The following is a 6,336-nucleotide window of genomic DNA, read 5'->3' on the forward strand; positions in this document are numbered from 1 at the left end:
AGGTCGTTGGTGGGCTCGTCGAGGAAGAGGACGTTGGGCTCGTCCATGAGGAGCCGCAGGAGCTGGAGCCGGCGCCGCTCACCGCCGGAGAGGTCGCCGACCGGCGTCCACTGCTTCTCCTTGTTGAACCCGAACGTCTCGCAGAGCTGGCCCGCGGTCATCTCGCGGCCCTTGCCGAGGTCGACGCGCTCACGGACCTGCTGGACCGCCTCCAGCACCCGCAGCGTGGGCGGGAGTTCGGTGACGTCCTGGGAGAGATACGCGAGCTTGACGGTCTTGCCGACGACGACCCGCCCGGCGGCCGGCTGGGTCTCCCCCTCGGTGTCCCACGCCTGCGCGAGCGCCCGCAGCAGCGACGTCTTGCCCGCGCCGTTCACCCCGACGAGGCCGATCCGGTCGCCGGGTCCGAGCTGCCACGTGATGTGCTTCATCAGCGTCTTGGGGCCCGCCTGGACGGTCACGTCCTCCAGGTCGAACACCGTCCTCCCGAGCCGCGACGACGCGAACTTCATCAGCTCGCTGGAGTCGCGCGGCGGCGGCACGTCCTCGATGAGCGCGTTCGCCGCCTCGATCCGGAACCGCGGCTTCGACGTACGCGCCGGGGCGCCCCGCCGCAGCCACGCCAGCTCCTTGCGGACCAGGTTCTGCCGCTTCGCCTCCTCGGTCGCGGCGATCCGCTCCCGCTCTGCGCGCGCGAAGACGTAGTCCGAGTAGCCGCCCTCGTACTCGTGCACCGTGCCCCGCTGGACGTCCCACATCCGCGTGCACACCTGGTCCAGGAACCACCGGTCGTGCGTCACGCACACGAGCGCGGACCTGCGGTTCTGCAAGTGCCGGGCCAGCCACGAGATCCCCTCCACGTCGAGGTGGTTCGTGGGCTCGTCCAGCACGATCAGGTCCTGCTCCTCGATGAGCAGCTTCGCCAGCGCGATCCGCCGCCGCTCCCCGCCGGACAGGGGCCCGATGACGGTGTCCAGCCCCTGCGGGAACCCGGGCAGGTCCAGCCCGCCGAACAGCCCGGTCAGTACGTCCCTGACCTTCGCGTTCCCCGCCCACTCGTGGTCGGCCATGTCCCGGATGACCTCGTGCCGGACGGTGGCGGCGGGGTCGAGCGAGTCGTGCTGGGTCAGCACCCCCAGCCGCAGCCCCCCGGAATGGGTCACCCGCCCGGTATCGGCCTCCTCCACCTTGGCCAGCATCCGGATCAGCGTGGTCTTCCCGTCCCCGTTCCGCCCCACGACCCCGATCCGGTCCCCCTCGGACACCCCCAGCGAGATCCCGTCCAGAAGCGCACGCGTCCCGTACACCTTGCTGACGTTCTCGACATTGACGAGGTTGACGGCCATGTTTCTCCTGCCCAGGGGGTTGTCAGCCTCCCAGGGTAGTCCGCGCGCCCCGTTCACCCTTCCGGGGCGGGTTCCCCCTCACCCCAGCAACCCCGCCGCCGGTGCCAGTCCCCTCCCCTGGTCGCCCGTCGGCATGTCGTCTCTCACGAGGTGCTCCGGGATGAAGATTCCGGCGATCACGCCGCCGGTTTCGGAGGCGCGGAGCTCCACGCGCAGGCCCTGGCGTTCGCGGAGGCGGTTGACGACGAAGAGGCCGATCTGTTTGGCGTCGAGGAGGTCGACCTTGTCGGACTGGATCTTGCGGTTGGCGTCGGTGAGGGCGTCCTCGTTCATGCCGAAGCCGCTGTCCTCGATCTCGATGAGGATGCCCTCGCGCAGGTGGGCCGCGCGGAGGTGGACCTGTGTCGAGGGCGGGGAGAAGGAGGTGGCGTTCTCGACGAGTTCCGCGAGGAGGTGGACGACGTCCGCGACGCAGCCGCCGACGAGGGAGACGCGGGGGGTCGCCCAGATCTGGACCCGGTCGGCGTTCTCGATCTCGGAGACGGCCGCGCGCAGGACGTCCGTGAGGGCGATGGGGTCGCGCCAGCCCCGGCCGGGGGCGATGCCGGAGAGGATGAGGAGGCTCTCGGAGTGGCGGCGCATGCGGGTCGCGAGGTAGTCGACGCGGTACAGGTCGTGCAGGTCGGCCGGGTGCTGCTCGCGGTGTTCCAGCGCCGAGAGGAGGTCGAGCTGGCGGTGGAGGAGGACCTGACTGCGGCGGGCGAGGCTGACGTAGACGCCGGAGATGCCGGAGAGGAGTTCGGCGCGCTCGGAGGCGGCCTTGAGGGCGGCGCGCTGGACGGCCGTCAACGCCGTACCGACCTGGGCGAGTTCGTCCCCGACGAGGCGCCGCATGGGAGCCTCGGCGTCGATGTCCACGCCTTGCCCGGCGTGCAGGCGCCGCATCGCCTGCGGGAGCCGCCGCCCGGCCACCTCAAGGGCGGAGTTGCGCAGGTCCAGCAGCTCGACGATCAGCCCCCGCCCGACCAGCACGGACACCAGCAGCGACAGCAGGACGCCGACGAGTCCGAGCACCACGGCGACGCCGGACGCCCCGAGCGTGTCCCACCCGAAGGGGTTCGCCTTGGCGGTCGCGGCGACCCCGGCGTCCGCCTCGGCGCCCGCCAGCCCGCCGAGCACCTGCCCGACCGCCAGGTCCCACCCGGTGAGCGAGGGGACGGCGCCGGTTTTCCGCACCTGGTCCTCGACGGCGCGCACGGTCGCGTACCGGTCCCCGTCGAGCACCCGCCGGTACGCCGCCCGGTGCTCGGCCTTCAGATCGGCGACGGCCGGTTCGAGCAGTTCCCGCTGGTTCGCGACGGCGCCGACGAACGGGGCGTACTCGGCCCGCGTCAACTGCCCGTCCGCGAGCAGCGCCTGCTCCTGCGCGACGGCCTCCCGCGCCCGCCCCAGCTCCAGCAGGACCCGCGCGTCGGAGGCGTCCGCGCTGTGTACGGCGCCGGCGAGCGCGCCGGTGACGGCGAACCCGTGCCGGACGATCGCCGAGTAGCCGTCGAACGTGGGACGCGTACGCAGCGCGGTGAGCGCCCGGGTGTCCCCCTTGAGCGCGTCGAGCCGCGCGGGGAGCGCCGCGTCGAGGAGCCCGGCGTCGGAGCCGGCGGAGTTGATGCCCTCCAGGACGACGGCGGCGGCCCGGTCGGTGGCGGTCTGCGCCTTCCGGTAGCCGTCGGGGTCCCCGCGCAGCGCGGCCGTCCGTTCGCCCTGCACGTCGGTGACGAACTCCCCGACGGGCGCGAGGAGTTCGGCGTTGACGTCCTTGCCGCGTTCGGCGTCGCCGATGCTGGAGGCGGTCGTCACGGCGGCGAAGCCCCACAGGGCCATCAGCGAGACGACGGGCAGCATCAGGAGGGCGACGATCTTCGCGCGGACGGATCTGGGCCGCAGGCGGTCGGTCGCTCGGGGGATACGCATGGAGACCTCTCAGAGAAGCTCAGGAAAAAGGGGCGCGGCGCCGACCCCCGATACGGCACCGCACCCGGTCCACAAAAAGGCTCAGCGAGCCATGCCGGTACCGCTCACGCCGTCGTCAGCTCGACCTCGCGGAGCAGTTCCGCGGCCACCGCCGAATCGTTTCGCCCCGCGCCGGTCGGCGACAGCGCGACGTACGCGGACGCCAGGAACAGGAACGACCCCAGCACCACGGCCAGCGGGAAGATGAACTGCGTCGCCGTCACCCCCGCCAGCGCCGCGCTGCTCGGCGCGAGCGAGATCTCGACCGCGAACATCGCCGTGTAGTGCATCGAACTCACCGCGAGCCCCATCACGAGCGCGGCGAGGGCCGCCAGCACCGGGCCCCGGACGACCAGCGTCAGCGTCAGCGCCGCCGTCGCCGCGACGACCGCGATCACGACGGACGCGATGACCAGCGCCGGGTTGTAGCTCACCTCGCCGTGCAGGTTCAGCGCGGCCATGCCGGTGTAGTGCATCGCCGCGACCCCGAGCCCCGTACCGAGGCCGCCGAGGACCACCGAGGTGACGCGGGAGCGCCCGTACCCGGCGGTGAAGACGCCCGCCGCGACCACGCCGACCGACATGAGCAGGCTGAGGACGGTCAGCGGGACGTCGTACCGGATCGGTGTGCCGTCGACCGTGAAGCCCAGCATCGCGACGAAGTGCATCGTCCAGATCCCCGAGCCGATCGCGACGGACGCGAGGACGAGCCAGTTGCGCTTCGACGCGCCCTCGGACTCCAGCGCGCGGACCGTGCAGCGCAGTCCGAGCGCCGAGCCGACGCAGGCCATCACATACGACAGGACGGGCGTGACCCATCCCGCGCTGAAGTGGTCCATGTGCCCCATCGGGACTTCCTCTCGGCCGGGGTGGCCGATCTTGCCATCCGGTTCCGGCCGGTCAGACTGGCGCGAAATGGACCATGAACCACATTGCTGAACATTAAATTACTGCGCTGCGGGCAAGATTCCAGGAGACGTTCACACTGGTCAGCGCGTCATGTGCGGGATCTCCCCGAGCCCTTCACAAGCCCATGACTAACAGGTCAGTTCAAGCCACGACGGTCGCGCCGGGCGCGGGTCCGACGGCCGTCCGCACGCTCCGGCACGTCCCCGACGCCGCGAGCCGCTCCGCGATACGTGCCGCCCCGGCCTCGTCCCGGGCGAGGTACGCCGTCGTCGGGCCCGACCCCGAGACCAGCGCAGCGAGCGCGCCCGCCGCACGGCCCGCGTCCAGCGTCGCGCTCAGCTCCGGGAAGAGGGAGAGGGCGGCGGGCTGGAGGTCGTTGGACACGGAGGCGGCGAGGGCATCGGGGTCGCCCTTCGCGAGGGCGTCGAGCAGGGGTTGGGACGCGACCGGCTCGGGTACGACGACGTCCGCCGTCAGCCGGTCGAACTCCCGGTACACCGCCGGGGTCGACAGCCCCCGTACGGCCGTCGCGAACACCCAGTGGAAATCGCCGCCGACCTCCAGCGGGGTGAGCTGCTCCCCCCGCCCGACGCCGAGCGCCGCGCCACCGACGAGACTGAACGGGACGTCGCTCCCCAACTCGGCGCAGATACCGAGGAGTTCCTCCCGGGACGCCCCCGTACCCCACAGCGCGTCACACGCGACCAGCGCACCGGCGCCGTCCGCACTCCCCCCGGCCATCCCGCCGGCCACCGGGATGTCCTTCGCGATGTGGATGTGTACGTCGGGACCGCGCCCGTACCGCTCCCCCAGCGCGATCGCCGCGCGGGCGGCCAGGTTCGTACGGTCCAGGGGGACCTGGCCGGCGTCGGGGCCCTCACAGGTGATCCGGAGTTCCTCGGCGGGGGTGACGGTGACCTCGTCGTAGAGGCCGACGGCGAGGAAGACGTTGGCGAGGTCGTGGAAGCCGTCGGGGCGGGGCGAGGCCACGGCGAGCTGGACGTTCACCTTGGCGGGGACGCGGACGGTGACGGTCACGCGGACTCCTTGGGTCGGCGGGGTGGGGGTGTTGCTCGCGGGGTCTGCACGGCGTCGCGCCCTCGGCCAGGACGCCTACGGCGTTCCGGTCTCGCTCCCGGCGTCGCCGGAAGGCGTGCGCTCGGCGGTGTTACCGGCAGCGCCCTCGGCATCGCCGGCCCCCTTGTTCTCCGCGATCCGCGCGAACTCCTCCACCGTCAGCGACTCGCCCCGCGCCTGCGGTGAGACCCCCGCCGCCACGATCGCCGCCTCGGCGGCAGCGGCCGAGCCCGCCCAGCTCGCGAGCGCCGCCCGCAGGGTCTTGCGGCGCTGGGCGAACGCCGCGTCGACGACCGCGAAGACCTCCTGCCGCGACGCCGTGGTCTTGACCGGGTCGGTGCGGCGGACCAGGGACACCAGGCCGCTGTCCACGTTCGGCGCCGGCCAGAACACGTTGCGGCCGATCGCGCCGGCCCGCTTGACCTCGGCGTACCAGTTCGCCTTCACGGAGGGAACGCCGTACACCTTCGAACCCGGCGCGGCGGCGAGGCGGTCGGCGACCTCCGACTGGACCATCACCAGCGTGCGCTCGATGGTCGGGAACATCTCCAGCATGTGGAGCAGGACCGGTACGGCGACGTTGTACGGCAGGTTCGCGACCAGCGCGGTCGGGGCGGGGCCCGGCAGCTCGGTCACCTTCATCGCGTCGGAGTGCACCAGCGCGAACCGCTCCGCGCGGGCCGGCATCCGCGCGGCGATCGTCGCGGGCAGCGCGCTCGCGAGGACGTCGTCGATCTCCACGGCCGTCACCCGGTCGGCGACCTCCAGCAGCGCGAGCGTCAGCGACCCGAGCCCCGGTCCCACCTCCACGACCACATCGTCCGCCCGGACATCTGCGGTCCGGACGATCCGGCGGACGGTGTTCGCGTCGATGACGAAGTTCTGGCCACGCTGCTTCGTGGGCCGCACACCGAGAACGGCGGCGAGCTCACGGATGTCGGCGGGTCCGAGAAGGGCATCGGGGGTGGGGCTGGTCACGGGACAAGGTTACGGG

5 protein-coding genes are annotated in these 6,336 nt (G+C 72.3%); all 5 read right to left on the reverse strand.

Annotation, left to right across the window (positions count from 1 at the left end; all coding sequences use genetic code 11):
• On the reverse strand, positions 1–1,346 hold a 1,346-nt coding region (locus tag AOK24_RS38200; protein WP_240554315.1), incomplete at its 3' end, for an ABC-F family ATP-binding cassette domain-containing protein.
• Positions 1,347–1,424: 78 nt separating this feature from the next.
• On the reverse strand, positions 1,425–3,317 hold the full coding sequence (locus tag AOK24_RS38205) for a sensor histidine kinase (protein ID WP_055724534.1): 1,893 nt from the start codon (positions 3,315–3,317) through the stop codon (positions 1,425–1,427).
• A 104-nt stretch (positions 3,318–3,421) separates the two neighbouring features.
• The gene (locus AOK24_RS38210) at positions 3,422–4,204 is read right to left on the reverse strand and encodes an MHYT domain-containing protein (RefSeq protein WP_055724535.1); all 783 of its coding nucleotides are present in this window, start codon (positions 4,202–4,204) and stop codon (positions 3,422–3,424) included.
• 202 nt (positions 4,205–4,406) lie between these two features.
• Positions 4,407–5,303 carry a 4-(cytidine 5'-diphospho)-2-C-methyl-D-erythritol kinase gene (locus tag AOK24_RS38215; protein ID WP_055724536.1) on the reverse strand — a complete coding sequence of 299 codons (897 nt, stop codon included), beginning with the start codon at positions 5,301–5,303 and terminating at the stop codon, positions 4,407–4,409.
• A 75-nt stretch (positions 5,304–5,378) separates the two neighbouring features.
• Positions 5,379–6,320, reverse strand: coding sequence for a 16S rRNA (adenine(1518)-N(6)/adenine(1519)-N(6))-dimethyltransferase RsmA (rsmA, locus tag AOK24_RS38220; RefSeq protein WP_055724537.1), 942 nt, complete (start codon positions 6,318–6,320; stop codon positions 5,379–5,381).
• Positions 6,321–6,336: the final 16 nt, after the last annotated feature.

The organism is Streptomyces niveiscabiei (assembly GCF_001419795.1).
In the GTDB taxonomy this organism is placed as follows: domain Bacteria; phylum Actinomycetota; class Actinomycetes; order Streptomycetales; family Streptomycetaceae; genus Streptomyces; species Streptomyces niveiscabiei.

Coding starts and splice junctions, on each gene's coding strand:
- AOK24_RS38205 (WP_055724534.1), bottom strand. CDS start 3,317: ATGCGTATCCCCCGAGCGACCGACCGCCTGCGGCCCAGATCCGTCCGC.
- AOK24_RS38210 (WP_055724535.1), bottom strand. CDS start 4,204: ATGGGGCACATGGACCACTTCAGCGCGGGATGGGTCACGCCCGTCCTG.